This window comes from Fulvimarina uroteuthidis (assembly GCF_034321785.1).
In the GTDB taxonomy this organism is placed as follows: Bacteria; Pseudomonadota; Alphaproteobacteria; order Rhizobiales; family Rhizobiaceae; genus Fulvimarina; species Fulvimarina uroteuthidis.
The window spans coordinates 524,650-547,531 of record NZ_JAXLPB010000001.1 but is presented as its reverse complement, the minus strand read 5'-3'; the positions used below and the strand labels follow the sequence as shown (position 1 = coordinate 547,531).

22 protein-coding genes are annotated in these 22,882 nt (G+C 66.6%); 15 read left to right on the top strand and 7 right to left on the bottom strand.

Features of this window, described 5'->3' with window-relative positions; genetic code table 11:
* Window positions 1-3: 3 nt before the first annotated feature.
* Window positions 4-1,467, bottom strand: a complete 1,464-nt coding sequence (gene puuE / locus U0C82_RS02500) for an allantoinase PuuE (protein WP_322185470.1) — start codon at window positions 1,465-1,467, stop codon at window positions 4-6.
* A gap of 370 nt (window positions 1,468-1,837) precedes the next feature.
* Here puuE and U0C82_RS02495 point away from each other — a divergent pair, with 370 nt between their 5' ends.
* From U0C82_RS02495 to xdhB, 4 genes are all read left to right on the top strand, one after another.
* A complete protein-coding gene (locus U0C82_RS02495) occupies window positions 1,838-2,503 on the top strand; it encodes a DUF1236 domain-containing protein (RefSeq protein ID WP_322185469.1) in 666 nt (221 codons plus the stop codon).
* A gap of 168 nt (window positions 2,504-2,671) precedes the next feature.
* Window positions 2,672-3,040, top strand: coding sequence for a hydroxyisourate hydrolase (gene uraH / locus U0C82_RS02490; RefSeq protein ID WP_322185468.1), 369 nt, complete (start codon window positions 2,672-2,674; stop codon window positions 3,038-3,040).
* Window positions 3,040-4,545 (top strand): xanthine dehydrogenase small subunit, encoded by a 1,506-nt coding sequence (gene xdhA / locus U0C82_RS02485; protein WP_322185467.1) that lies wholly within the window; start codon window positions 3,040-3,042, stop codon window positions 4,543-4,545. Before uraH ends, xdhA begins: the two co-directional genes overlap by 1 nt.
* Complete coding sequence (gene xdhB / locus U0C82_RS02480; protein ID WP_322185466.1) at window positions 4,546-6,942, top strand: xanthine dehydrogenase molybdopterin binding subunit; 2,397 nt, start codon at window positions 4,546-4,548, stop codon at window positions 6,940-6,942. It begins immediately after the preceding gene.
* 44 nt (window positions 6,943-6,986) lie between these two features.
* On the opposite strand, the gene U0C82_RS02475 is transcribed toward xdhB, so the two are convergent.
* On the bottom strand, window positions 6,987-7,430 hold the full coding sequence (locus tag U0C82_RS02475) for a hypothetical protein (RefSeq protein ID WP_322185983.1): 444 nt from the start codon (window positions 7,428-7,430) through the stop codon (window positions 6,987-6,989).
* Here U0C82_RS02475 and U0C82_RS02470 point away from each other — a divergent pair.
* Window positions 7,326-7,631 (top strand): type II toxin-antitoxin system HicB family antitoxin, encoded by a 306-nt coding sequence (locus tag U0C82_RS02470; protein WP_322185966.1) that lies wholly within the window; start codon window positions 7,326-7,328, stop codon window positions 7,629-7,631. The two genes, U0C82_RS02475 and U0C82_RS02470, sit on opposite strands and share 105 nt — an antisense overlap.
* A gap of 36 nt (window positions 7,632-7,667) precedes the next feature.
* On the opposite strand, the gene U0C82_RS02465 is transcribed toward U0C82_RS02470, so the two are convergent.
* The 3 genes from U0C82_RS02465 to U0C82_RS02455 form a co-directional block, all read right to left on the bottom strand.
* Window positions 7,668-8,807, bottom strand: coding sequence for a DUF2336 domain-containing protein (locus U0C82_RS02465; RefSeq protein ID WP_322185465.1), 1,140 nt, complete (start codon window positions 8,805-8,807; stop codon window positions 7,668-7,670).
* 209 nt (window positions 8,808-9,016) lie between these two features.
* A complete protein-coding gene (locus U0C82_RS02460; RefSeq protein WP_322185464.1) occupies window positions 9,017-9,634 on the bottom strand; it encodes a flavin reductase family protein in 618 nt (205 codons plus the stop codon).
* Window positions 9,634-10,257: a nitroreductase family protein gene (locus U0C82_RS02455; RefSeq protein ID WP_416186605.1), complete on the bottom strand. Its 624-nt coding sequence runs from the start codon at window positions 10,255-10,257 to the stop codon at window positions 9,634-9,636. Before U0C82_RS02455 ends, U0C82_RS02460 begins: the two co-directional genes overlap by 1 nt.
* Before the next feature lie 175 nt (window positions 10,258-10,432).
* Between U0C82_RS02455 and U0C82_RS02450 the strand changes: the two genes are divergently transcribed.
* From U0C82_RS02450 to U0C82_RS02410, 9 genes are all read left to right on the top strand, one after another.
* Window positions 10,433-11,614 (top strand): hypothetical protein, encoded by a 1,182-nt coding sequence (locus U0C82_RS02450; RefSeq protein ID WP_322185462.1) that lies wholly within the window; start codon window positions 10,433-10,435, stop codon window positions 11,612-11,614.
* 156 nt (window positions 11,615-11,770) lie between these two features.
* On the top strand, window positions 11,771-12,451 hold the full coding sequence (locus U0C82_RS02445; protein ID WP_322185461.1) for a thiamine phosphate synthase: 681 nt from the start codon (window positions 11,771-11,773) through the stop codon (window positions 12,449-12,451).
* On the top strand, window positions 12,448-13,509 hold the full coding sequence (locus tag U0C82_RS02440; RefSeq protein WP_322185460.1) for a tetratricopeptide repeat protein: 1,062 nt from the start codon (window positions 12,448-12,450) through the stop codon (window positions 13,507-13,509). The genes U0C82_RS02445 and U0C82_RS02440 overlap by 4 nt, the downstream gene beginning before the upstream one ends.
* Before the next feature lie 285 nt (window positions 13,510-13,794).
* On the top strand, window positions 13,795-14,358 hold the full coding sequence (efp, locus tag U0C82_RS02435) for an elongation factor P (protein WP_322185459.1): 564 nt from the start codon (window positions 13,795-13,797) through the stop codon (window positions 14,356-14,358).
* A gap of 116 nt (window positions 14,359-14,474) precedes the next feature.
* Window positions 14,475-15,338, top strand: coding sequence for an inositol monophosphatase family protein (locus U0C82_RS02430; RefSeq protein ID WP_322185458.1), 864 nt, complete (start codon window positions 14,475-14,477; stop codon window positions 15,336-15,338).
* Between the two features lie 186 nt (window positions 15,339-15,524).
* Complete coding sequence (locus tag U0C82_RS02425; protein ID WP_322185457.1) at window positions 15,525-16,571, top strand: MotA/TolQ/ExbB proton channel family protein; 1,047 nt, start codon at window positions 15,525-15,527, stop codon at window positions 16,569-16,571.
* Between the two features lie 3 nt (window positions 16,572-16,574).
* Entirely contained in the window at window positions 16,575-17,609 is a 1,035-nt protein-coding gene (locus U0C82_RS02420) for a peptidoglycan -binding protein (protein ID WP_322185456.1), read from the top strand.
* A gap of 267 nt (window positions 17,610-17,876) precedes the next feature.
* Entirely contained in the window at window positions 17,877-19,136 is a 1,260-nt protein-coding gene (locus U0C82_RS02415) for a PQQ-dependent sugar dehydrogenase (RefSeq protein ID WP_322185455.1), read from the top strand.
* 119 nt (window positions 19,137-19,255) lie between these two features.
* Complete coding sequence (locus U0C82_RS02410; RefSeq protein WP_322185454.1) at window positions 19,256-19,591, top strand: c-type cytochrome; 336 nt, start codon at window positions 19,256-19,258, stop codon at window positions 19,589-19,591.
* A gap of 270 nt (window positions 19,592-19,861) precedes the next feature.
* Here the strand turns inward: U0C82_RS02410 and U0C82_RS02405 are convergent, their stop codons facing one another.
* Together U0C82_RS02405 and U0C82_RS02400 are read right to left on the bottom strand one after the other, a co-directional pair.
* Window positions 19,862-20,275: a DUF7282 domain-containing protein gene (locus U0C82_RS02405; protein ID WP_322185453.1), complete on the bottom strand. Its 414-nt coding sequence runs from the start codon at window positions 20,273-20,275 to the stop codon at window positions 19,862-19,864.
* Between the two features lie 234 nt (window positions 20,276-20,509).
* Window positions 20,510-22,306, bottom strand: a complete 1,797-nt coding sequence (locus U0C82_RS02400) for an ABC transporter transmembrane domain-containing protein (RefSeq protein ID WP_322185965.1) — start codon at window positions 22,304-22,306, stop codon at window positions 20,510-20,512.
* Between the two features lie 245 nt (window positions 22,307-22,551).
* Between U0C82_RS02400 and rpmE the strand changes: the two genes are divergently transcribed.
* A complete protein-coding gene (gene rpmE / locus U0C82_RS02395) occupies window positions 22,552-22,773 on the top strand; it encodes a 50S ribosomal protein L31 (RefSeq protein ID WP_322185452.1) in 222 nt (73 codons plus the stop codon).
* Window positions 22,774-22,882 lie beyond the last annotated feature (109 nt).

Here is a 22,882-nt window from a genome sequence, read left to right as displayed (position 1 = left end):
TTTTCAGTCTTTCGGTGTCATGGCGGCATTGTTGGCGAAGATCGCGGCGATGCGCAGAGCGGCGATCTGCTCGACCTCGGCGCAGGCCGCCCGGAATTCGGTATCGCGATCATGGGTGAGGCGGGTTTCGAAGGCGGTCAGAATATCGTCCCTGGTCTTGCCCTTCACCGCGATGATGAACGGGAAGCCGAACCTGGCCTGATAGGCGGCGTTGAGCGCCGTGAAGCGCTCGAACTCGGCGCTCGACAGGCGATCGAGGCCGGCACCGGCCTGTTCGGCTCTTGATTCCTCCGTCAGCCCGCCTGCAAGGGCGAGCTTGCCGGCAAGATCGGGATGGGCTTTCAAGATGCCGAGCCGCTCGGCTTCGCTGGCAAGCCGAAACTCCCGCGCCATGCCGGCGGCAAGGGTCTCCGCCGTGTCGAAGGCGGGCGAAAGGCCGAAATCGAAGCAACGCTCGGCGATGAAGGGCGAGTGCTCATATGTGCCGCCGAAAAGGCCGAGGAACGCTGCGCGGCTCAGACGGCTCGGGCGAAATTCCGCCCTGTAGGGAAAGTGCGCGCGCCAATGTTCGGCGATCTCGATGCGCCGCGCGATCCAGACGTCGGGCTTCGACTGGACATGGTCGAGGAATCGCGTCAGCGCGGCGGCGCGGGAGGGCCGGCCCACCAGACGGCAGTGCAGCCCGATGTTCAGCATCTTCGGCGCGCCCGCTTCGCCTTCGGCATAAAGCGTGTCGAAGGCGTCCTTCAGGAACGTGAAATACTGGTCGCCCGAATTGAACCCCTGCGGCGTGGCAAAGCGCATGTCGTTGGTGTCGAGCGTATAGGGGATGACGAGAAGCGGGTTCGTTGCCGTCTCCTGCCAGTAGGGCAGATCGTCGGCATAGGCGTCGGAGGCGTAGGCGAACGTGCCGTTTTCCGCCGCCAGTTCCAGCGTGTGCGGCGAGGATCGGCCCGTATACCAGCCTTTCGGGCTCTCGCCGGTCACCGCCTCGTGCAAAAGGATCGCCGCCTCCATGTGCTCGCGCTCGGCTTCCTTGGAGAAATCCTTGTACTCGATCCATTTCAGCCCGTGCGACGCGATCTCCCATCCGGCGGCCCGCATGGCCGATACGGCGTCCGGATTGCGGGCGAGCGCCGTTGCGACGCCGTAGACCGTGACCGGCATTGCGCGCTCGGTGAACATGCGGTGCAGCCGCCAGAAGCCGGCGCGCGATCCGTATTCGTAGATCGATTCCATGTTCATGTGGCGCTGGCCCGGCCAGGCGCTGGCGCCGACGATTTCCGAGAGGAACGCCTCGGACGCGGCATCGCCGTGCAGGACCGCGTTCTCGCCGCCTTCCTCGTAATTGACGACGAACTGGACGCAGATCTTCGCCGGGCCGGTGCCGTTCGGGTTCGGCCAGTTCGGATCGGGCGGGATCTGGCCGTAGCCTTTGAGATCGCGGGGATAGGAAGGGTTCGTCATGGGCCGTCCAAGCGCTGGGATATCCCCCTTTCTAGCCCACGCGATCGCGGTCGGGCAACGCGGATGCGTGCGGTGCACCAGAAAGCGCCGCAAACTGCGGTGGCGCGCCCGGCCGGCCCTCCGGAACCGCTCTCGAAGCCCGTCCTGAAACAAGATGAAGCGGTGGTTTTACTTGGAGTGGCACTTGGCGATGGTTCGGTCATGCCTGAAACATCGCCTGTGCGAGGTATCGTTCGGACATGAACGCAGGATGAATGACGTCTATACATTGTATTCAGAAGAAAAACGGGAACCGAACACCCGTTCAGCGGCTTGTTCCCCCATCGCGCCGATCGCCAATGACGGCGGACATCAACTTGGGAGTTCACCTATGAAACGCTTCATGATTCTCGCCGCAGCCGGCGCCTCGTTCGCCGCCCTGTCCGTCTCGCCGTCGCTGGCGCAGACCGCTATCTCGTCGACCACCGACCTCAACGTCCGTGCGGGACCCGGCTCGAACTTCCCGATCGTCGGCGTGCTGCCGACCGGCGATGCCGCAACGCTCGACGGCTGCAACGATGCCGGCGATTGGTGCCGCGTCACCGTCGAGGGCACGCAGGGCTGGGCGTCGGCGCAATATCTGACGACCGAAGTGGAAGGCGAGACCGTCGTCGTGGTGCAGCGCCGCCAGGCCGCACCGGAATCGATCCCGGTCGTCACCTATGAAGACGAGGGCGGGGCGGGCGAACTTGCCGGCGCCGCGACCGGCGCGACCATCGGTGCGCTCGTCGGCGGCCCCGTCGGCGCCGCGGTCGGCGGTGGTATCGGCCTCGTGGCTGGTGCCGCAGCCAATCCGCCGGAGCCGCGCATCGAATATGTGCGCTCGAACCCCGTCGATCCGGTCTATCTGGAAGGCGAGACCGTCGTCGGTGCGGGCATTCCCGAGAACGTATCGCTCGCTGCGATCCCGGAATACGAGTATCAGTACGCCAATGTGAACGGCCAGCAGGTGCTGGTCGATCCGACCACCCGTCAGATCGTCTACATCGTCCGCTGAACCGGGCAGGCCTGACGGCATGAACGAGCGGGCGTCCTTCGGGCGCCCGTTTCTCGTTCGTGCGCGGCACGCACTTTGCGGGACACTCGGGTCATTGCGGGTAGATCCCTTGCGGGTGCGGGGGGTTGCGGTGCATCATCCGGGCGGCAAACGAATGCGAGGCGCTTCATGGCGAACCAGGATGGCGGGTTTCTGACGACCCATGTTCTCGACACGGCGACCGGCCGGCCGGCCGGCGGGCTTCGGATCGTGCTTCATCGGCTGTCGGCCGACGGTTCGCGCGAGACGCTGGCGGACGTCGAGACGAACCAGGATGGTCGTTGCGACGCCCCGATCCTGGGGGGGGACGATTTCCAGGCCGGGCGCTACGAACTTGTCTTCGGCGCCGGACGCTATTTCGATCGCATGGGGCTCGATCTTCCCGATCCGAAATTCCTGGACGAGGTCGTGATCCGGTTCGGCATGGACGAGCCGACGCATTATCACGTGCCGCTCCTGATCTCGCCCTTCGGCTACTCGACCTATCGGGGAAGCTGATGAGCGACACGGGCACGGGGACGATCCGCTTTCTTCTCAACGGCGAGCCGCGCGCGGTTTCGGGCGTCGCCGCGACGACGACGCTGCTCCAGTACTTGCGCGAGAGCGAGCATCTGACCGGCACCAAGGAGGGCTGCGCGGAAGGCGATTGCGGCGCCTGCACGGTGCTCGTGTCGGAGGCCGACGCGTCCGGCGGGCTGAAGCGCCGCGCGCTCAATTCCTGCATTCAGTTTCTGCCGGCCATGAACGGGCGGGCTGTCGAGACCGTGGAGAAGCTCGGCGCCCATCGCGGCGCGGCGGGCGCGGCTAGCTTGCGCGACGCCATGGTCGACATGCACGCCAGCCAGTGCGGGTTCTGCACGCCCGGCTTCGTCGTCCAGCTTTTCGCCGCCTGGGACGCCGGCAAGCTTTCGGATCGCCAGTCGGTGAAGGATCAGATCTCCGGCAATCTCTGCCGTTGTACCGGCTACGGCCCGATCGTCGAGGCCGGCGAAGCGCTTGCGCAGGTGCCGCGCGCCGACGTGCTCGGCGAGGACCTGGCGCTCGCCCGGCAGCTCTCGCAAATCCAGAACGGCGCGGTCTTCCGCTACGAGGCGGACGGTCCCGCTGGCCGCCAGCTCTGGTTCGCGCCGGAGAATGTCGATGATCTCGCCGATCTCTACGCCGCGCATCCGGACGCGACCCTCGTCGCCGGTGCGACCGATGTCGGTCTCTGGGTGACCAAGCAGCACCGCGATCTTCCGATCCTCATCGACCTGTCGAAGGTGCAGGATCTGCAGATGATCGAGGAACGCCTCAACGTCGTCTATTTCGGCGCCGCCGTGACCCATGCCGAAGCCTTCGCGACGCTCGCCGACATCCATCGCGACCTCGGCGAGACGATGCGGCGCTTTGCCGGCGCGCAGACCCGCAATGCCGGAACCATGGGCGGCAACATCGCCAACGGCTCGCCGATCGGCGACCTGCCGCCCTGCCTGATCGCGCTGGCGAGCCGCGTCTATCTGCGAAAGGCCGACGATATCCGGGCCATCGACCTGGAGGATTTCTTTCTCGATTATGGCAGGCAGGACCGCGCGCCCGGCGAGTTCGTCGTCGCGATCGAGACGCCGCGTCTCGATGCCAACCAGCGGTTCTTCGCGCACAAGATCTCCAAGCGCTTCGATTCCGATATCTCCGCGGTCATGGCCGCGTTCCGCCTGACCTTCGACGGCGACCTCGTCACCGAGGCGCGGCTGGCGTTCGGCGGCATGGCCGGAACCCCGAAGCGGGCGGAGGCCGCGGAGGCCGCGCTTCTGGGCAGGCCCTTCGACGAGGGCGCGGTGCGGGCCGCGCAGGTCGCGCTGGCCGACGATTTCCAGCCTCTGTCGGATATGCGGGCCTCGAGCGCCTATCGCCTGAAGACGGCGCAGAACCTCGTCGAGCGGTTTCGGCTGGAGCTCGGGGACGGCGCGCCTGCGCGGCTGTCGGCCTTCGAGACGGGACCCCGGACGCGAGGAGTTGCCTAGATGGACGAAACCCGGATCCAGGATCGCTCCGGTGCCGGCGAGCCCAGCATCGCCGATCTCGAAGAGACGGCGCCGACCCGGCAAGCCGCGATCAGCGGCGGCGTCAGGACGCCGCGCCCCCATGACAGCGGCGCGATGCATGTGCGCGGCACCGCGCGCTACACCGACGACGAGCCGGAACTGCCGGGCACGCTCCACATCTACATCGCACAGAGCATCCATGCCCATGCGAGGATCGTGTCGCTGGACGTTGCGAAGGTGCGCGAGGCGCCGGGCGTCGCCTGCGTCCTGACGGCGGACGACATTCCCGGCCAGAACGATTATTCGCCCGTGTTCGGCGACGATCCCATTCTGGCCGAAGACGAGGTGCATTGCATCGGTCAGCCGGTCTTCGCGGTGGCCGCCACCAGCCGCGATCTGGCCCGCAGGGCCGCCATGCTCGGCATCGTCGAATACGAGGTGCTGCCGCACGCGATCCTTATCGACGAGGCGATCCGGGCCTCGGATCTCGCGAACGAGGATCTGCTGCCGGCCCATACCATGCAGCTTGGGGACTGGAACGCGGCGATCGCGTCCGCCGCCTGTTCGATCGACGGCCGCATCGAGGTCGGCGGGCAGGATCATTTCTATCTGGAAGGCCAGATCGCGACCGCCGCCCCCCTCGAAGACGGCGACGTCTTCGTGCGCTCCTCCACCCAGCACCCGTCCGAGGTTCAGCACAATGTCGCCAAGATGCTGGGCGTGCCGGACCATGCCGTCACCGTCGAGGTGCGGCGCATGGGCGGCGGATTCGGCGGCAAGGAAAGCCAGCCGGCGCTGTTCGCCTGTCTTGCCGCCCTCGTCGCGGTGAAGACGGGACGCCCGGCCAAGTGCCGGCTGGACCGCGACGACGACATGGTGATGACCGGCAAGCGCCACGAGGTGCGCATCGACTACCGGCTCGGCTTCGACGCTGACGGCCGGATCGCCGGCGCGGATTTTGCCCATGTCGTGCGCTGCGGGGCCTCCAAGGACCTGTCGGGCGCCATCGCCGACCGGGCGATGTTTCACGCCGACAATGCCTACGATCTGAAGGCGGCCCGCATCCACTCGCGCCGGGTGAAGACCAACACGGTCTCCAACACCGCGTTTCGCGGGTTCGGCGGCCCGCAGGGCATGGTCGGCATCGAACGGGCGCTGGACAGGGTCGCCCACCTGACGGGCCGCGATCCGCTGGATGTGCGCAAGGCCAATTTCTATGCCCCTCCGGGTCAGACGCCGGGCACGACGCCCTATCATATGGCGGTCACCGATTGCGTCATCTCCGAGATCGTCGACGAGTTGGAGGCGTCTTCGGATTACCGCGCGCGCCGCAAGGCGGTGTCGGAATTCAATGCCTCGAGCGCGATCCTGAAGAAGGGACTGGCGCTCACGCCGGTGAAGTTCGGCATCTCGTTCACGACCAGCCATCTCAACCAGGCGGGCGCGCTCGTCCATGTCTACAAGGATGGCTCGGTCCATCTCAATCATGGCGGCACGGAGATGGGGCAGGGGCTGTTCACCAAGGTCGCGCAGGTCGTCGCCGAGGAATTCCAGATCGATCTCGAACGGGTGAAGATCACCGCGACGTCCACCGCCAAGGTCCCCAACACCTCGGCCACCGCCGCCTCCTCAGGCTCAGATCTCAACGGCATGGCGGCGCAGGCCGCCGCCCGCACCATCAGGCGGCGGCTCGTCGATTTCGCATCGGCGCGCTATCGCGTTCCGAAGGAGGCCATCGCCTTCAAGGCGAACCGCGTCGTCATCGGCGAGACCGAAAAACGCTTCTCGGACCTCGTCGGCGAGGCCTATCTCGCCCGCGTCCCGCTCTCCTCGACCGGCTTCTACGCAACGCCCGGCGTCGCCTACGACCGGGAGCGCGCATCGGGCACGCCGTTTTACTATTTCGCCTACGGCGCGGCCTGTTCGGAGGTTCTCGTCGACACGCTGACCGGCGAACACCGGCTCCTGCGCGCCGATATCCTGCACGATTGCGGCCAGTCGCTGAACCCGGCGATCGATCGCGGCCAGATCGAGGGCGGCTTCATCCAGGGCATGGGCTGGCTTACGATGGAGGAGTTGTGGTGGGACGCCAAGGGTCATCTGAAGACCCACGCGCCCTCCACCTACAAGATCCCCACCGCCAACGACCGGCCCGACGATCTGCGGATCGCGATCTGGGACAAGGGCGAGAACCTTTCCGAGACCATCTATCGCTCCAAGGCCGTCGGCGAGCCGCCCTTCATGCTGGCGATCTCGGTGTTCTGCGCCCTCTCGGACGCGGTGCTGGCGGCCGGCGGCGGCCGGCGCTTCCCCGATCTCGACGCCCCCGCGACGCCGGAACGGGTGCTGCAGGCGGTGGAGAGCGTCAAGGCATGAGCCGGGCGGGTCTCGGAATTGGTACCGCTGTATAGTGCTTGGAGTCATGCAGGAAAGAAGCTTGCGAACGCTTCAGTCCGTCTTTTCGCGGCCGACGAGCGGGACGGCTCGCGCATCGGTGTGTGGCTTTTCGAGGCGGTACGGGATTTCCACCGTCCGCATCCCTCGCGCGACACCGACGAGGGCGCGGTCGCCAGCATTCGTAAATGGGTGGAAAGCAACGGAACTGCCCCATGACCCAAAACCTGATGGACATCGATGGCCGGAAGGCCGTCATTTCCTAGGATCGCGAGATCGCCATGTTGCGCGGAGAGTTTGTCGGGCTGAACGGCGGCGCGGATTTCTACGCGTCGAGCCTTGCCGATCTGGAGGCCGAGGGGCGTATGTCGCTCAAGGTGTTCCTCGACATGGGCGCCGAGCGGGGTCTGGAGCCCTTTCGGCACTCTTCGGGCAAGTTCAACGTCCGGCTCGATCCTGACCTCCACCATGCTGCCGTCGTGAAGGCGAAGGCGGAGAACATAAGCCTGAACGATCGGGTTCGCGATGCCATTTCGAGGGCTGCGAACGACGCGCCGGCTCCAAGGCCCGACGAAACCTCCGGCCCCGGGTCCGCCGGCCAGAGCGTTTGCCCGCAGGTCGGAATCGATCTTCCGAACGCTCAATGCAAACGCTCAATGCAGAATATCTGAGGAATCGCCACGGCATCGTCGCAGGCGCCTGACGGATCAGGCCGCGATCGCCGGTGCGCTGTCCAGAGGTGCGACGGGCGAGGCCATTTCGCGGGCAAGACCGCGCAGGAAGGCAAGCGCCGGCTCCAAGGTGCGCGTCTCGCCGTCAGACAGGTCGTCGCGCATGCGTCCCATCACCCGCGCGGCGACCTCCGCCGCGTGCAGCGGCTCGCCCCGTTCGTCGGCGAGGCGCCAGACGTCGACGGCGTGAAAGAGGATCGGCACCGAGGCGTCCGGCAGGCCGGCTCGCGCGCAAAGGGCGACGAACGGAATGCGCCGGCCTTCCACCAGCACCGCACGTACCCGTCTGGGCGCAACGCCCGAAAGCCGCGACAGGGCTTCCGTCAGGGCTTCCAGCAAGCCCGAACAGGCAAGGCGGAGCATCACGGCGGGCGAGAGCTGATCGGCCGCGACGAGGTCGTCGATGAGCCGTGCGCGTTCGCCGCGCGGCGCATTGCCGACGATCGCCGCCGTGCCCCGGTGGCAGGCTTCCTCGCCGACCCGTGCGCTCTGACGTGCGCCGAGCGCCAGTTGCGCCAGCGGCGAGGCGGCGACGGCCTGGCTTGCCGTCTTCATGAGCGCCTGGCGAATGGTCGCGGGAAGATCGGCCCGATCGAAGAGTGCGCCGCGGATCTCGGCGACGTGGCCGAACGCCTCGGCGATGCCGCGCAAGGTGTCGGGGCCGATATCGGCATGGGGATGGTCGAGAAGATCGAGGATCAGCGCATTCGTCCCGAGGCCCGCGATCGCCGCACAGACCGCGCAGGAAAGCGTTGCGCGCCTTAGAACCGCCTGCAGCGGCTTCTCGCGCGCGGTCAGGACGAGTTCGATGAGATCCGTATCGTCGAGATGGCTGGAGCCCATGATGACCGGCGCCGCAACGCTGTCGGTGTCGCGGGCGAGCTGCTTGATCAGCCGCTTCGGGACGTCGGGCGCTTCGGCCACCGCCACCGCGAGTGACCGGCGAACCGAGGCGGCGGGGTCACCTGCGATCTGGAACAGAATCGCCTCGATGTCGTCCCGGTCGGCCTTTGGCGTCATGCCGTCGATCAGGGCGCGTGCCAACCGTCCGGCCCATTCCGCGCGCTGCCCGGCAGGGGCGGCGTCGCACCAGCTCGCTGCTGTTTCCTGAGCCATCGGGCAAAACTCCAGACGCTGTGACCATTCTGGTTACGCAGTCTGGGACAAAAGCCTTAAGGTTCGGTTCACCATGTTTGTTAAAGTTGAATCAAACCTGCCGTCCGTCACGGGATGGTGTGGGGCAGGCCGCCGATCGCATCGGGCGTCTGCGTGCCCGCATTGCGGCACACCGGCGGTTCCGCCCGAAATCGTCGACGGGCGCCGGGTCAGATGTCGCTTCCGTCCGGCGTGCGGGGCCGGGGAATGGCGAACACCTCGTCGGACACGGAGTAATCGAGATAGCCGAGCCGCGCCAGCGGGGCGGCGAGGGCCATGTCGATCCGCCCGTCCTTCAGGATCGCCTCGTCGAGATGAATGCCGACGACTTCGCCGATGATGACGAGATTGTTCGAATGGCCGGCCTGCGTTTTGGGATGAAAGCTCTGGGTGACGACGCATTCGAGCGCGGCGGGACTTTCCGCGACCCTTGGCGCCTTGACGATGCGGCAGTCGGCCTTGGTCAGGCCCGTCATCTCGAACTCGTCGACATGCGAGGGCGCTTGCGCCGACGTCCGCACCACCTGCCTTGCGAGCGCGCGCGTCGCCAGGTTGCAGACGAACTCGCCGGTCTCGATCGCGGTCCGCGCCATGTCCTTCAGACCGGAGGACGAGACCATGACCAGCTTGGGCGAATCGCCGATCGCGGTGAAGAAGCTGTAAGGGGCGAGATTGGCGATGCCGTCCGCCGACAGCGTCGAGATCCAGCCGATCGGCCGCGGCGAGACGATCGCCTTGAACGGATCGTGCGCAAGCCCGTGATCGTTCGTGTCCGTGCGGTAGAACATCAGGCCGTTCCCCCGTCGTAGACCGAGACGAGATCCGCCAGCGCCGGGCGGGGACGCTCGGACGGGGGCTCGCCCGGCGTGCCGATATGGATGAAGCCGGCGACGGCCTCGTGCGGGGCAATGCCGAGGAGCGCTTTCGCCTCGATGTCGTAGGCGGGCCATTCGGTCAGCCATGTGGCGGCAAAGCCCTTGGCATTGGCCCCGTGAATGAGGTTGAGGCACACGGCCCCGGCCGACAGTTGCTGCTCCCAGATCGGGATCTTCACGTGGTCGGCGGCCGTGGAGACGACGGCGACGACGAGCGGCGCGCGGGTGAAGCGGGTGTCCTCGACGCGCTGGCGCGTCTCGCTGAGCGGGCCTTCGCGGCGGGCCACGAGCGCGCCGAGCGCTGCGCCCGCCTTCACCGCTCCATCGCCGCTGAAGAGAATGAATCGCCAGGGCGCAAGTTTGCCGTGATCGGGAACCCGCACCGCGATCGTCAGCATGTCGTTCAGTTGCTCCGTCGAGGGGCCGGGTTCGACGAGCGCCGGCAGCGGCAGGGAGCGACGGGTCGTAAGGTGGGCGAGAAGATCTGGCACGGCGGGTCTTTCGGTCGACTGACATGAAGGTTGGGCGTTGGACATGGCCCGCCGCCCTGTGGCTCGAAGTCCACGAAAAGGCTATAAGGCGCGCGACGTCCGTTTCAAAGGCGATGCCGCGATCGGTTCGGCGCGACTTTGCCATGATCGCGCGCCAAGGGTTCCGCACGACGAGGTCGATCGTCCGATTCGCGTGCCGTTCGAGCGTAAGGGGGTAGTGATGAGTATCGTGTCGCGTCCTGGCGCCTTCGTTCGCGCCGCCGCAAGCTTCCTCGGCATGGCGCTGCTCGCCCTGGGCGTCGCCCTCGGGCCGGCGCTTGCGCAGGATGCCGGCAAAGGCGGCGGCGGTCTGTTCGGTGGTGGCGGCTTCGGGGGTCTGGAAGGGCTCTTCGGCGGCGACGAGAAGCCGGGTCCGAACGTCTATGTCTCGCCCTCGGCCATCGAACTCCTGCCGGATGCGGCCGATGTGGGCGTGCCGCAGAACCGGTCCCTGAAAACCTTCGACCCGATCGCACTGCCGGAGCGAGCGAGCCCGCGCGGCACCTCCGCGCTCGACCTGCCGAACCTTCCCGCCTACGCCCCGCAACTCAACGTCGAGCCCAAGGCCTTCCGGCCGAACGCCGAGCTGGTTCTCGAGGCGCGGCTGGTCGACGACGGCGAACCCGTACCGAACGGGCTGGTCTGGCGTCTGTTTTCCGCCGTCCCGCAACTCGACGGGCGCTCCGCGCTGATCGCGACGTCGAAGGAGGCGCAGCCCAGCTTCGACGTGCCGCCCGGCGCCTACATCGTCCACGCGATCTTCGGACGGGCCGGGATCGTCAAGCGGATCGACTTTTCCGGGGTGAGCGCGAAGGAGGTCATCGTTCTGGGTGCCGGCGGTCTGAAGCTCAACGCGACCGCGTCCGCGGACGGAGCCGAGGTTCCGAAATCGCGTCTCCGATTCGATATCTATTCGGACCCGGAGCTGGAAAGCGACCGCGAACTGATCGCGAGCGGCGTTGCGGCGGGAGAGACGGTGCGCCTCAATGCCGGGCTCTACCACGTCGTCTCGACCTACGGGTCGGTGAACGCCCAGACCCAGGGCGACATCAAAGTGGAAGCCGGCAAGCTGACGGAAGCGACGCTTCAGCACCACGCGTCCCAGCAGACCCTGAAGCTCGTGCGCGAGAAGGGGGGAGAGGCGATCGCCGGCACCGCATGGACGATCGCCAGCACGTCCGGCGACATTCTGCGCAAGAGCGCGGGCGCCTTCGCCTCGATGGTGCTGAACGAGGGCGACTACACGGCGATCGCGCGCAACCGCGACACGACGTATCAGCGGACGTTCACGGTCAAGGCCGGAGAGGATGCGGAGGTCGAGATCCTGCTGTCCGATCTCGCCGAGGCCGACACCGGCGATTGATCCGGACGGTTCGTCGCCGCCGCACGGCTGTTTGCCCGGACCGGCGGGAAAATCGGGACGGATCCGGACCGATCTTGAACTGCCATGGTTTTCATCACACTGTGATGGGCCTAAGCGTGGCGACAGCGTGACATCTTCATCAGGACAGACCCTCCCATGACCTCCGACGATCCCATCCGCCAGCGCCTGGTCCTCCTGACCTCCTGCCTCGCCGACGACACGGCCGCAACGGCTCTGGGCCGCGCCCTGTCGGGCGGGGACGTCGCCTCCGTCCTGATCGATCCGGCGGGCCGCGAGCATGCAGCGTTCCAGGACTATGCCGAACCGCTCGTCAGGCTCGCGCAGGAGGCGGGCGCGGCGGCGCTCGTCGTCGACGATACACAATGCGCGGGGCGTGTCCGCGCCGACGGCGTTCATCTGACGGCCGGCAAGATCGACGCGCTGCGCGAGGCGATCGAGGCCCATGCGCCGCGCATGATCATCGGCGCTTCCGGCTTCAAGACACGCCACGAAGCCCTCGTCGCGGGCGAGGCCTTGCCGGATTACCTCTTCTTCGGGCGCCTCGGTCAGGACAACGTCCCCGAGCCGCATCCCAAGACCCTCGCCATGGCCGAATGGTGGGCGGACATGGTGGAACTGCCCTGCATCGCGCTCGGTTCGAACGCGATCGAGGCCGTCGAGATCGTCGCGGAGACCGGAGCGGAGTTCATCGCGCTGTCCTCGGCCATCTTCGACGAGCCCGGGCGGGAAGCCGATCGGGTGGCCGAGGTGAACGCCATTCTGGAGGATCGCTTCCAGCGGGAAAAGGAAAAAGCGCGCATGAGGGAAACTGCGTGATCAGGTTCGACGCCGGGCGATGGGCGCCGCGCGCCGCTCTCCTGTCGGGACTTCTCGCCGCCGCGGCGGCCGGGCCGGTCCTTGCGCAGAACGAGCCGATGACGCCGGACGCCGCGCGCCCCGACCAGACGCTTCCCGTGCCGGACCTTCGGCCCTCGCTCGCGCCCGAGGCCGGCGAGGATGAGAATGCGGGCGCGGCGATCCCGGATCGGGGCGCCGCGAACCGCCAGGGTTCGAGCGCCAGCGCCTACGCCGCGTTCCAGCGCGGCTATTATCTCAGCGCCATGGAGATCGCCGAGCCGCTCGCCAAGCTCGGCGACCCGGCCGCCCAGGCCCTGCTCGGCGAGATCTACGAAAACGGTCTCGGCGTTCCCGTCGACGTCGATCAGGCCGCGCGCTGGTTCGAGGCGGCGGCAGAGAGCGGCGACCCCGCGGCCCAGTTCAGTTTCGCCATGCTGCTCCTGTCGGGCACCGGCATCGCCCGGGACGAGGCCCGCGCGCTCGAACTCCTGAAGCAGGCGGCCGACGCCAAGCTGCCGCTCGCCGAATTCAACTATGCCCAGCTTCTGGTGCAGACCTCGCCGGCCAGCGGCTTTGCCGCGGCGGTTCCCTATTTCCGCTCCGCCGGCAATGCCGGCATCGCCGACGCCCAATATGCCATGTCGCAGCTTCTTGCGTCCGGCCAGGGGATCGAGAAGAGCGAGACGGACGCGCGCGACTGGCTGCGCCGCGCCGCCGTCAACGGCTTCGGCATCGCCGAGATCGAATATGGTATCTGGCTTCTCAACGGCCGCGGCGGGCCGAAGCGGTCGGAGGAGGGGTTCGACTTTCTTCGCAAGGCCGCCCTCGATGGCAATGCGATCGCCATCAACCGTGTCGCCCATCTCTACAAGGACGGCCTCGGCACCAAGCCCGACATCGCCGAGGCGGCGAAATGGGCGGTGATCGCCAAACGTCTCGACAACAGCGATCCGGTGCTCGACGACTTCTTCAAGGGCCTGAGCGACGAGGCTCAGAAAGCCGCCCTCGAAGAGGCCAATCGCTTCCGCACCGGCTGACAAACGCTTCGGCCGGTGCGGGCGGCGGGCCTTCTCCCCGCCCGCGCGATCCTCTCGGTGACGTGAGGCACGCAGGTGGCGTCAACGCCGGGCCGGGCCTCGACGCATCCGTTCGTCCTGCAAATCGGGCGGCCAGCTTGATGCAGAACCGGATTTGTGGTGTTGAGCGGACGAAAGGTGGCGAACGGGATCGATCCGTTGGCCGCGAGAGATTTTTCCCGATCGGGCCGCGATCCACGAAACAGGCGCCACCGGTCGTCCAAGCGAAATGGTTTTGAGACAGACATGAAGATCAACGGAAACGAAATCCGCGCCGGCAACGTCATCGAGCACAAGGGTGGCCTGTGGGCCGCCGTCAAGACCCAGCACGTCAAGCCGGGCAAGGGCGGCGCCTTCGCACAGGTGGAGCTGAAGAACCTGATCGACGGCACGAAGCTCAACGAGCGTTTCCGCGCCGCCGAGACGGTCGAGAAGGTCCGCCTCGAGCAGAAGGAATACCAGTTCCTCTATGCCGAAGGCGAAATGCTGGTCTTCATGGATTCCGAAACCTATGAGCAGCTCGAACTGATGAAGGATTTCGTCGGCGATCGCGCCGCATTTCTTCAGGACGGCATGACGGTCACGGTCGAGCTCTACGAGGAAAAGGCGATCGGCATCCAGCTTCCCGACCAGGTCGTGCTCGAGATCACCGAGGCCGATCCGGTCGTCAAGGGCCAGACCGCGACCTCGTCCTACAAGCCCGCCCTCATGGAGAACGGCGTGCGCGTCATGGTGCCTCCCTTCATCTCCGCCGGCGAGCGGATCCTGGTGGACACCAACGAGATCACCTATCTGCGCCGCGCCGAATAGGATCGCGGCGTTCCACTTCTCGACGGACGGCGGCGATCTCATCGCGCTGCGCCCGTCTTCTTTCTCGAAGGGACGCCGACAGGCGTGCCTTCGCCTTCGATACAGACAGGAATCCCATGGCCCGTTCCGCGCTACTCAACGTCATGTCCCAGGCCGCGACCAAGGCGGGCCGCGGGCTCGTTCGTGATTTCGGCGAGGTTCAGCATCTGCAGGTGTCGATGAAGGGTCCGGCGGATTTCGTCTCGTCGGCGGACCGCAAGGCGGAAGACGTCGTCTTCAAGGAGCTTTCCAGGGTGCGGCCCGACTGGGGCTTCCTGATGGAGGAGCGCGGCGCGGTCGAGGGCCGCGACCCGCAGCATCGCTGGATCGTCGATCCGCTCGACGGCACGACGAACTTCCTGCATGGCCTGCCCATGTTCGCGGTCTCGATCGCGCTGGAGCGCGACGGCGAGATCGTCGCGGCCGTGGTCTTCAATCCGGCGCTCGACGAGATGTACACGGCCGAAAAGGGCGGTGGGGCCTATCTGAACGATCGACGCATTCGCGTCGCCGCGCGAAAGAGCCTGCCCGAGGCGCTCTTCGGCACCGGCATCCCGTTCCTGGGAATAGGCGACCATCCCGGCTTTCTCTACGAACTGCGCCAGCTGATGGGCGAAAGCGCGGGCATCCGGCGCTATGGCGCCGCCTCGCTCGACCTTGCCTTCGTGGCGGCGGGCCGTCTCGACGGTTTCTGGGAACGGACGCTGAAGCCATGGGATCTGGCGGCCGGCTCCTTGCTGGTGAAGGAAGCCGGCGGCTTCGTCACCGGGCTCGAGGGCGAGGCATTCGACCATATTCGCGGCGATATCGCCTGCGGCAACGAATTTATCCACAAGCTCCTGATCGGCCAGTTGAAACAGGCGTCCGGCAAGCGCCAGGCGGCGCGTAGGGCAGGCGAGTCCCGCGAGACCGGCGAGGTCGATCCGAACAGCGCGGCATGATGACTTTCGCCAGGCTTGCGAGAATCGGGCGGGGCAGGCGTCCGGGGCGGGCCGGCGGTTTCAAATGCCGGCGCAATTGCCTATTGTCGGGGGCATGACGATGCCGCACGTCCTTCGTGTTTCGAAAATCCGGAAATCGTTCGGACGCTCATGGAGACGGCGTAGACGGCAAATCAGCGGGGCAGGATGAAGTTCTTCAAGTCGAAGACCGAGACGGACGCACGACCGAGGGCCTACGATCCGACGCGGCTCTCCAGCCCGATGGTGTTCCTGTGGTCGATGCTCGTCTTCCTGGCCCTGGTCGGGTTCGTGGTGCTCATCCTCGGCCGGCAGGTCGCACAGGCGTTCGCGACCAATCCGGGCCTCAACGGACTGATCGTGGGGGTGCTCGGCGTCGGTGTCGTTCTGGCGCTCCTCCAGGTCTGGCGGCTCTCGCGCGAGGTGCGCTGGGTCAACGCTTACCGCGACGGCGACAAGAATTTCGGCGCGATGAAGGATCCGGTGTTGCTGGCGCCCATGCGGGCGCTGATCGGTTCGCGCCGCACGATCTCCCTTTCGACCACCTCCATGCGCTCGATCCTCGATTCGATCGCGACGCGGCTCGACGAAACCCGCGACATCGCCCGCTACCTCATCGGTCTCCTGATCTTTCTCGGCCTGCTTGGAACGTTCTGGGGCCTGTTGCGCACCATCGGCTCGATCGGCGCCACCATCCAGGGTCTCGATCCGACCGGCGGCGATGCGGCGGGCGTGCTCGATTCGCTCAAGGCCGGGCTTGCCGCGCCGCTCGCCGGCATGGGCACCGCGTTTTCCTCCTCCCTGTTCGGCCTGTCGGGATCGCTGGTGCTCGGCTTTCTCGACCTCCAGATCGGCAGGGCGCAGAACCGCTTCTACACCGAACTCGAGAACTGGCTTTCCTCCGTCACCGACGTCGGCTCGGACATGGTGCTGCCGCCCACGGCGGGCGCGCCGGTCGCGGCGAGCGGCACGGAGGAGTTCAGGCGTCTGACCGAGCGGCTCGACCGGCTGATCCAGGACCAGGCCTCCTCGCCGAAGACGAGCGCGGCCATGGCCAATCTGGCCGAGAGCATTCAGGGCCTCGTGCAGCACATGCGCTCCGAGCAGCAGATCATGCGCGATTTCGTCGAGACCCAGGCCGACGAGCAGCGCCAGCTGCGTCAGGTTCTCGATCGGCTATCGCGCAGCGGCACGCTCGCCCCGCGGGAGGACTGACCCATGGCGCTTTCCCGCAACAGGCGTGGCGGCGGCGGGAATGCCGATTACTGGCCGGGCTTCGTCGACGCGCTGTCGACGTTGCTTCTGGCCATCATGTTTCTCCTGTCGGTCTTCGTCCTCGCGCAGTTTCTTCTCAGCCGCGAGATTTCCGGCAAGGACGCCGTGCTCGACCGGCTGAACGGGCAGATCGCCGAACTCACCCAGCTCCTCGCCCTCGAGCAGTCCAACGCGCAGGACAGCGAGGACCAGATCGCGTCCCTGCGCGCCTCGCTCGGTGCGCTGGAGGAGGATCGATCCCGGCTTCAGGCGGCCCTGGAATCCAATGGCGGCAACGCGGCGGCGCAGAGCGCGGCGATCGGCGCCCTGACCGAAAGCCTTGCGGACGAGGAATCCATCTCGCAGCGAGCCAGATCCCAGGTCGAGCTTCTCAACCAGCAGCTCTCGGCGCTGCGCCAGCAGATCTCCGCGCTCGAATCGGCGCTGGAGGCCTCCGAGAGCCGCGACCGGGAAAGCCAGACCAAGATCGCCGATCTCGGAAGCCGCCTCAACGTCGCGCTCGCCCAGCGCGTCCAAGAGCTGAACCGCTATCGCTCGGACTTTTTCGGGCGCCTGCGCGAGATTCTCGCCGACCGCGAGAATGTGAGGATCGTCGGCGACCGGTTCGTCTTCCAGTCCGAAGTGCTGTTTCCATCCGGAAGCGCGAACCTGCAAAATGCGGGGACCGGCGAACTCGACCAGATGGCGGCCGCGATCAAGGAGCTTGCCGCCGAAATCCCCTCCGACATCAACTGGATCGTACGCGTCGACGGCCACACCGACAATGTTCCCCTGTCCGGGACGGGCTCGTTCGCGGACAATTGGGAGTTGTCGGTCTCGCGCGCGAGCGCCGTCGTCAAATATCTGGTGAGCCAAGGCGTTCCGGCGGAACATCTCGCCGCCACAGGCTTCGGCCAGTTCCAGCCCATCGAAGAGGGCTCGACACCGGAGGTCCGCCGCCGCAACCGCCGCATCGAGTTCAAGCTCACCGAGCGGTAGACCGCTGTCGCCATGGCAGGCACCCCCGTCGATGCACCCTGTTTCCGAACATGCGCTGTGCCTGTCGACCGGAACGACGGCACGCCCGCGCCTGCCGCAAATTCGGGCGGCATCAGGGATCGGCGGGGCCGGAACGGACTTCCGTCCGGGTGGCGTGTCGCCTGCACGCAACAGCTGATTGACGTAGGGGAGGTTGGACGTCAGCATTGCGGGGGAGCGGTTGGGAGCCGCTTCAATCGCCGAAAAGTTCGGCACGGGAGGATATACATGAAAACCTGGCTTTTGGCCTCGGTGGCAACGCTCGGCCTGATGGTCGCGTCCGGTGCGAGCGCGCAGGACGCCACCGACAACATGAAGAAGCTGCAGGGCATGCAGTCGACCGGCACCTCGATGGACTTCAGGACCGTGGAGCAGACCGGGGAATATGCCGATCAGCTCAAGAAGAACCTCGAAAACATCAACCTGCCCGACGGCTTCAAGATCGAGCTCTACGCGGTCGTGCCCGATGCGCGCCACATCGCCGTCGGCCCGCAAGGCGTCGCGACCTTCGTGGGAACCCGCAAGCAGAACGTCTGGGTGGTGACCGATCGCGACAAAAACCGCGTCGGCGACGAGGTGAAGGAATTCGCGCCCTCGATCGAGTTCGCGATCCCCAACGGCGTCTGCTTCTCCAAGGACGGCTTCCTCTACATCGCCGAGCAGAACCGCGTGCTCGTGCTGCCGGCCGCCGAGTTCTTCTACGAGAGCCCGGACGTCGCAGTCGGCGTCGTCGTCGACCAGGGCGAGCTGGTTCCGACGTCGGAAGAAAGCTTCAACCACACCGCCCGCGTCTGCCGCATCGGTCCGGACGACCGGCTCTACATCTCGCTCGGCCAGCCCTACAACGTCCCGCCGGCCGAAAAGCTCGATCTCTACAACAAGGAAGGCATCGGCGGCATCATCTCGATGAACCGCGACGGGTCCGACCGGAAGGTCTATGCCACCGGCGTGCGCAATTCCGTCGGCATGCAGTTCAACCCGGACGACGGCAAGCTGTGGTTCACCGACAACCAGGTCGACGGCATGGGCGACGACATTCCGCCGGGCGAACTGAACATGGCCTCGAAGGCGGGCGAGAATTTCGGCTTTCCCTATTACGGTGGCGGCGACGTGCGCACCGAGGAGTTCAAGTCCGAGGAGATTCCCGCCGACGTCGTGATGCCGCAGGTCGAGATGGCTGCCCACGCCGCCGATCTCGGCATGGACTTCTACGGCGCGGACAGCTTCCCGGCGAAATATCAGGGCGGCATCTTCTCGGCCCAGCACGGCTCGTGGAACCGCACCGAGCCGGTCGGCGCGCGGATCATGTTCACGCCGCTGACCGAAGAGGGCACTGCGGGCGAAACCGAAGTCTTCGCCGATGGCTGGTTGACCGATTCGGGTGAATATCTCGGCCGCCCCGTCGACGTCGCGGTCATGAAGGACGGCTCCATGCTGGTCTCCGACGATCTTGCCGGAGCCCTCTACCGGATCTCCTACGACAAGTAAGCCACCGCTCCGGAGCGTTTCCGTCGCCATCGCGGCGGGAACGGTCCGCTGAAAGGCGCGGCGGTGCGGCCGATGGCACGCACCGCCGTTCCCGTCCTCAACGCTCGAAAGTCCAGATCATGATCACCTCGCGTTCGGCCGCCCGTTCCGTGCTCGCAATTCTTATCCTCGCCTCCGGGCCCGCCACCGCCGCCAGTGTTTCGGCGGGCCGGGCCGCGGCCGGGATGTGCGCGACGTGCCACGGCCAGAACGGAATCGCGGTCGCGCCGGATGCGCCGAACCTTGCCGGCATGAGTCCGATCTACACCGCGGCACAGTTGAAGGCCTTCAAGTCCGGCGCGCGCCAGCACCAGCAGATGTCGATCATCGCCGAGGGACTGAGCGACGAGGAGATCGCCGATCTCGCCGCCTGGTATGCCGCCATCGAAATCACCGCGACGCCGCCCGCCGAATAGGTCGTTCAGGGCGAAAGTGTCGAGAGGAAAAGCGCGGAGGGCACCGGCACCGCCGGCTGCGATGAGGTCTCCGTTCCGCGACCGGGCTTCGGCCCCGTTGCGGGATACGAAAAAGGGCCGCCCCGGGGCAGCCCTTTCCTTGGCATCAGTTCTGCGAAATGCCCGAAAGCATGGGTCCGGCGCCGACCGCCGGACGCATTCGCCAGGCGCTCTGCAGCGCTTCACGAAAGCGGAGACCCGCTCCCGCGAAGCGGACTGCCGAGCCTCGTCCTACTGCGCGGTAATGGTCTGCGTGACGAGTTCGCCATCGACGCGGATCGGACCGTCCTCGGTGGCGCCGAGCGTATATTCGAACACGCCTTCCTCGTTGCCGCCGGCCTCGGAGTGGACCATCAGCATCAGCATGTCGCCGCTGGCGACGTCCTCGCCGAGTTCGACCGAGACGTTCTCGTTGACGCCGGCTTCAAGCGGCGCATGACCGACGACCGGGCCGGGCTTCATGTCGGCATCCGTGCGGTGGACGACGAGCCAGCCCTTTTCCGGTGCCGTCACGGACGATGCCGAGACGGTGCCGCCCGAGACGTCCTGATCCATCGAGGTGACGCCCGGCGCCATGTCGGACTGGGCGAACGCTGCCGTTGCGAAGCCTGCGCTGGCAAGAAGTGCGATCAATGTACGTGTCATGAAGTCATCCTCCGATTGGTGAACGTTGATGTTCGAGGAAGATACGATCACGATCGTTCGATGGTTTCGCACGATCACGTGGCCGTTATCGCGCCTGGTGCCCGCCTTGCCCTTCGGTGAGGACAGACGCGCGCCCCGCCTGTCGGGTGCTGCGTCTTCCCATCCGTCCGAAGGCCCGCCCAACAGGGGCCGTTCGCGCGGCGCGGCGCACGTTCGATGCCGCGCAAACGTTCCCTACTCGGCCGCTTCGCTGATATGTCCCGCCTCGAACTGCAGGCGGGCGAGGCGCGCATAGATGCCGCCTTTCTCGATCAGCGTCTGGTGCGTGCCTTCCTCGACGATCCGGCCGCCGTCGAGGACCAGGATGCGGTCGGCCTTGAGGACCGTGGCGAGGCGGTGCGCGATGACGAGCGTCGTGCGGCCCACCATCAGCTTGTCGAGCGCCTGCTGGACGAGGACCTCGCTTTCGGCGTCGAGCGCGCTGGTCGCCTCGTCGAGAAGCAGGATCGGCGCATCGCGCAGGATCGCGCGGGCGATCGCGATCCGCTGGCGCTGGCCGCCCGACAAGGTCACGCCGCGCTCGCCGAGCCGGGTCTCGTACTGGTGTTCGAGCGCCTGGATGAACCCGGTCGCCAGCGCCGACTGCGCCGCCGCACGAATGTCGTTCTCGTGCGCGCCGGGCTTTCCGAACGCGATGTTGTCGATCACGGATGCGGCGAAGATCATCGTGTCCTGCGGCACGAATGCGATGCGTGCGCGCAGTTCCGCAGGATCGGCATGGGCGATGTCGATGCCGTCGACGACGATCCGGCCGGCGGTCGGGTCGTAGAAGCGTTCGATGAGGCCGAAGATGGTCGACTTGCCGGAGCCCGACGCGCCGACGATCGCGACCGTCTCGCCGGGCGCGATGTCGAAGCTCAGTTCGTCGACCGTCGCGAGATCGGGCCGGCTCGGATAAGCGAACGTCACGCGGTCGAAGGCGATGCGCCCTTCTGCGGGCAAGGGGAGGGGCACGGGGCTCGTCGGTGCCTCGATCTGCGGCTCCTCCGCCAGAAGTTCGCCAAGGCGCTCCGCGGCCCCCGCCGCAAGCGCCAGTTCCCCCCAGACTTCGGAGAGCTGGCCGAGCGCGCCGGCGGCGAACACGGCGTAGAGCAGGAACTGGCCGAGCGTGCCGGGCGACAGGGTGCCGAGCGCCACGCGGCTCGCGCCGATCCACAGGACGGCGACCACCGAGGCGAAGATCAGGAAGATGGCGAAGGCGGTGAGAAACGAGCGCGCCTTGATGGAGGCGCGGGCGGCCCCGAAGGCACGGTCCACCGCGCTGCCGTAGCGGTTCGAGACCGCGCCCTCGCTGGTGAAGGCCTGCACGGTGCGCATCGCGCCGATGGCCTCCGAGGCGTAGGCGGTGGCGTCGGCGAGCGTGTCCTGCGCCTCGCGCGAGCGACGGCGCACGCCCCGTCCGAAGGCGACGAGGGGGAGGACGATGAAGGGGATGGCGGAGATCACGATCAGCGAAAGGCTGGCGCTCGTGATGATCATCATGGCGAGCGCGCCGATGAAGAGGATCGCGTTGCGCAGGAAGATCGAGGCCGTCGAACCGACGACGGACTTGATCTGGGTCGTGTCCGCGGTGAGGCGCGAGACGATCTCGCCCGACAACGACCGGTCGTAGAAGCTCGGGGACAGCTTGGTCAGGTGCGCGAAGACATCCTTGCGAAGGTCCGCGACGACGCGCTCGCCGAGGCTGATGACGAAATAGTAGCGGCATGCGCTGGACACGGCGAGGAGAGCGGCCAGCGCGAGCAGCATCGCGAAATAGGCGTCGATGAACTGGGTGCTCGCCCCGGTGAAGCCCTCGTCGATGACGCGCCGCACCGCCAGCGGCAGCGACAGCGTCGTCAGCGCCGCGAGCGTCAGGAACACGACGGCGCCGGCGACCATGCCGCGATGATTCCTCACATAGGGAACGAGACGGTTCAGCGGACGCAGATTGCGCCGTTTCTTGTCGTCCGCGGGCTTGGTCTGTCTGATCGAACTCACCGTCACGCCTTTCCCTTGCGGGCTCTATGTCCGTTCCCAGATGACGCGAATCAAGTTTGGTGCGACATCGCGCGGCGCACGGTCTTGTGCCGGACGCGGGGCTTGTGTATAGGCTCGCCCCTGAATTTGAAAGCTCTGAACGGCTTTCTCGTCCCCGCCATATCCAGGGTTTTCAGGCGATTTCCCGCCTTGAGGCTTTATGGACGGGGATCAAGGCGCAGCCAAGGACGATGGTTATGAAAAAAGATCTGCATCCCGACTACCACGCGATCACCGTGGTCATGACGAATGGCACGGAATACGAGACGCGTTCGACCTGGGGTTCGGAAGGCGACAAGATGAACCTCGACATCGACCCGACCAGCCACCCGGCCTGGACCGGCGGCAACCAGCAGATGCTGGACCGCGGCGGCCGCGTCTCGCGCTTCAAGAAGCGCTATGAAGGCCTCGGCATCTAGGACGCGGCTTCCCGAGCTGTGTGTTTTCAGGTTTCGACCCGGCAGGCGCCACGCCAGCCGGGTTTTTCTCGTCGGGGATCGATCGGTCGAAAGATCCCTCTCCGGCCAC

What these genes read in the sequence shown, in the direction of transcription:
- puuE (WP_322185470.1), bottom strand. Translation starts at nt 1,467, where the DNA reads ATGACGAACCCTTCCTATCCCCGCGATCTCAAAGGCTACGGCCAGATC.
- U0C82_RS02495 (WP_322185469.1), top strand. Translation starts at nt 1,838, where the DNA reads ATGAAACGCTTCATGATTCTCGCCGCAGCCGGCGCCTCGTTCGCCGCC.
- uraH (WP_322185468.1), top strand. Translation starts at nt 2,672, where the DNA reads ATGGCGAACCAGGATGGCGGGTTTCTGACGACCCATGTTCTCGACACG.
- xdhA (WP_322185467.1), top strand. Translation starts at nt 3,040, where the DNA reads ATGAGCGACACGGGCACGGGGACGATCCGCTTTCTTCTCAACGGCGAG.
- xdhB (WP_322185466.1), top strand. Translation starts at nt 4,546, where the DNA reads ATGGACGAAACCCGGATCCAGGATCGCTCCGGTGCCGGCGAGCCCAGC.
- U0C82_RS02470 (WP_322185966.1), top strand. Translation starts at nt 7,326, where the DNA reads ATGTCGCTCAAGGTGTTCCTCGACATGGGCGCCGAGCGGGGTCTGGAG.
- U0C82_RS02475 (WP_322185983.1), bottom strand. Translation starts at nt 7,430, where the DNA reads ATGGTGGAGGTCAGGATCGAGCCGGACGTTGAACTTGCCCGAAGAGTG.
- U0C82_RS02465 (WP_322185465.1), bottom strand. Translation starts at nt 8,807, where the DNA reads ATGGCTCAGGAAACAGCAGCGAGCTGGTGCGACGCCGCCCCTGCCGGG.
- U0C82_RS02460 (WP_322185464.1), bottom strand. Translation starts at nt 9,634, where the DNA reads ATGTTCTACCGCACGGACACGAACGATCACGGGCTTGCGCACGATCCG.
- U0C82_RS02455 (WP_416186605.1), bottom strand. Translation starts at nt 10,257, where the DNA reads ATGTCCAACGCCCAACCTTCATGTCAGTCGACCGAAAGACCCGCCGTG.
- U0C82_RS02450 (WP_322185462.1), top strand. Translation starts at nt 10,433, where the DNA reads ATGAGTATCGTGTCGCGTCCTGGCGCCTTCGTTCGCGCCGCCGCAAGC.
- U0C82_RS02445 (WP_322185461.1), top strand. Translation starts at nt 11,771, where the DNA reads ATGACCTCCGACGATCCCATCCGCCAGCGCCTGGTCCTCCTGACCTCC.
- efp (WP_322185459.1), top strand. Translation starts at nt 13,795, where the DNA reads ATGAAGATCAACGGAAACGAAATCCGCGCCGGCAACGTCATCGAGCAC.
- U0C82_RS02430 (WP_322185458.1), top strand. Translation starts at nt 14,475, where the DNA reads ATGGCCCGTTCCGCGCTACTCAACGTCATGTCCCAGGCCGCGACCAAG.
- U0C82_RS02425 (WP_322185457.1), top strand. Translation starts at nt 15,525, where the DNA reads ATGAAGTTCTTCAAGTCGAAGACCGAGACGGACGCACGACCGAGGGCC.
- U0C82_RS02420 (WP_322185456.1), top strand. Translation starts at nt 16,575, where the DNA reads ATGGCGCTTTCCCGCAACAGGCGTGGCGGCGGCGGGAATGCCGATTAC.
- U0C82_RS02415 (WP_322185455.1), top strand. Translation starts at nt 17,877, where the DNA reads ATGAAAACCTGGCTTTTGGCCTCGGTGGCAACGCTCGGCCTGATGGTC.
- U0C82_RS02410 (WP_322185454.1), top strand. Translation starts at nt 19,256, where the DNA reads ATGATCACCTCGCGTTCGGCCGCCCGTTCCGTGCTCGCAATTCTTATC.
- U0C82_RS02405 (WP_322185453.1), bottom strand. Translation starts at nt 20,275, where the DNA reads ATGACACGTACATTGATCGCACTTCTTGCCAGCGCAGGCTTCGCAACG.
- rpmE (WP_322185452.1), top strand. Translation starts at nt 22,552, where the DNA reads ATGAAAAAAGATCTGCATCCCGACTACCACGCGATCACCGTGGTCATG.